Origin of the sequence: Clostridium sp. (genome assembly GCF_021443865.1) — a bacterium.
Taxonomy (GTDB): domain Bacteria; phylum Bacillota; class Clostridia; order Clostridiales; family Clostridiaceae; genus Clostridium.
In genome coordinates this window covers 7,826-10,496 of record NZ_JABUTB010000052.1, presented here as the reverse complement: position 1 = coordinate 10,496, position 2,671 = coordinate 7,826, and the positions used below count along the sequence as shown (strand labels likewise).

General features: G+C 31.1%; 2 protein-coding genes. Both read right to left on the bottom strand.

The features are described 5' to 3' along the window. Positions 1 to 36 precede the first annotated feature (36 nt). On the bottom strand, positions 37 to 1,218 hold the full coding sequence (locus HUJ77_RS10085) for an acetyl-CoA C-acetyltransferase (protein ID WP_291708457.1): 1,182 nt from the start codon (positions 1,216 to 1,218) through the stop codon (positions 37 to 39). A 112-nt stretch (positions 1,219 to 1,330) separates the two neighbouring features. Then, positions 1,331 to 2,482, bottom strand: a complete 1,152-nt coding sequence (gene wecB / locus HUJ77_RS10080; RefSeq protein ID WP_291708456.1) for a UDP-N-acetylglucosamine 2-epimerase (non-hydrolyzing) — start codon at positions 2,480 to 2,482, stop codon at positions 1,331 to 1,333. Between the last annotated feature and the right edge of the window lie 189 nt (positions 2,483 to 2,671).

Here is a 2,671-nt window from a genome sequence, read left to right as displayed (position 1 = left end):
AAAAGCCCTCGATTAATCGAGGGCTTTTAAATAAATTTATTTTCTTTCAACTATTAATGCAGTTCCCATTCCGCCACCTATGCATAAAGTTGCTAAACCTTTTTTAGCATCTCTTTTTTGCATTTCATGAAGTAATGTAACTAATATTCTTGCACCTGATGCTCCAACTGGATGACCTAAAGCAATGGCTCCTCCATTTACATTAACCTTGTCCATATCAAAATTTAAATCTTTAGCAACAGCTAAACTTTGTGCTGCAAATGCTTCATTTGCTTCTATTAAATCTAAATCTTCTATTTTTAAATTTGATACTTCTAATGCCTTCTTTGTTGCATGGAATGGACCATATCCCATAATTGCTGGATCTAATCCTTTTTGTCCATATGATACTATTTTAGCTAATGGAGTAATTCCTAATTCTTCAGCTTTTTCTGCACTCATAACAACAAATGCTGCTGCTCCATCATTAATTCCTGATGCGTTACCTGCTGTAACAGTACCATCTTTTATAAATGCAGGTCTTAATTTAGCTAAACTTTCGATAGTTGCACCAAATCTTGGGAATTCATCTGTATCAAATACTTTTGGTTCTCCTTTTCTTTGAGGTATAACAACTGGAACGATTTCATCTTTAAATTTACCAGCTTTAATAGCTGCTTCTGCTTTTAATTGAGAATTTAAAGCAAATTGATCTTGCTCTTCTCTAGTTAAATTCCACTCTTTTGCAATGTTTTCTGCAGTAACTCCCATGTGGTAGTTATTAAATGCATCAGTTAGTGCATCATTAATTAATGAGTCTACCATCTTTCCATCGCCCATTCTTTGTCCCCATCTAGCTGATTTTAAAACATAAGGAGCTTGAGACATATTTTCTGTTCCTCCAGCTACAATTATATCAGCATCACCTGCTTTTATCATTTGAGCTGCTAATGCAACAGTTCTAAGCCCTGATCCACATACCATATTAATAGTCATAGCTGGGACTTCAACAGGTAATCCAGCCTTTATAGTAGATTGTCTTGCTACATTTTGTCCAAGACCAGCTTGTATTACATTTCCCATTAAAACTTCTTCAACTAATTCGCCTTTTATTCCAGCTCTGTTTACAGCTTCTTTTATTACTAAAGCACCTAAATCTGCGGCAGAAACATCTTTTAAGCCACCACCAAATGAACCGATTGGAGTTCTTACAGCACTTGCAATTACTACTTCTTTCATATACACCTCTCCTTTAATTCAATCTTATGAATTGTCAAATAATTAACGCAATTAAATTATACCACTTTCTCTCTGTTATTGAAACTAATTCTTGCAATTTTTTGATTTTTTACTATCTAATAAACTCTTCAATCTTTATATTATTTATTCCAAAATAATTTTCTATAATGTCAACAATCCTCTTTGATGCATACCCATCTCCATATGGATTAGCTGCTTTACTCATTTTTAAGTATTGATCTTTGTCTCTTATTAAAGAGTTAGCTTCACTTACTATCTTTTCTATATTTGTTCCAACTAATTTAACTGTTCCATATTCTACTGCTTCTGGTCTTTCTGTAACATCTCTTAATACAAGTACTGGCTTTCCTAAGTGAGGTGCCTCTTCTTGTAATCCACCTGAATCAGTCATTACCATAAAGCACTTATTCATTAAATTATGAGTTTCGTTAGTATCTAATGGAGAAAGTAAATGTATTCTCTCTTTGTTTCCTAACTTCTTTGTAACTACATCTTTTACTATTGGATTAAGATGTACTAAATAAACTAATTCAACATCCTCATTTTCTTCAACTATTCTATTTAAAGAATCGCATATATTTTCTATTCCTTCTCCCCAGTTTTCTCTTCTATGGGCAGTTATCATAATTACTTTTTTATTTTCAAAATCTATTTTATTTAATAATTCATTTTCAAATTTATAGTTTTCCTTAACAGTGTGACTCATAGCATCTATAACAGTATTACCAGTTATAAATACATCAGTTTCTTTAACACCTTCTCTTAAAAGATTTGCTTTAGACCCTTTTGTAGGAGCAAAATGTAAATCTGATAAAGATCCTGTAAGTTTTCTATTCATTTCTTCTGGGAAAGGAAAATACTTATCAAAAGTTCTAAGTCCAGCTTCTACATGGCCTACTTTTATTTGTTGATAAAATGCTGCTAAAGCTCCTGAAAAAGTAGTTGTTGTATCACCATGGACTAATATCATATCTGGTTTTTCTTTAGTAAATATTTCCTCTAATCCGTCTAATACTTTGTTAGTTATTCCAGTTAATGTTTGTTTACTTTTCATTATATTTAAGTCAAAATCTGGTTTTATATCAAATAATTCTAAAACTTGATCTAACATTTCTCTATGTTGAGCTGTCACGCAAACTTTAGATTCAATTCCTTCTCTTTTTTCAAGTTCTTTTACTAAAGGAGCCATCTTTATTGCTTCAGGCCTTGTTCCAAATATCGTTATTATTTTTTTCTTTTCCATTTAAGGTTCCTCCCAATATATTGTACATATTAATAATTATATATTTATTATCTTATACATCTAATTTCATTATACACATTATATATTAAATAAACAAATATACCACCATTGCAATCCAAAGAAAAAAACTCCTTTTAGTATAATCCCCTTATGGTAGACAAATATAAAAAGACCCTTATAATTAGGTTA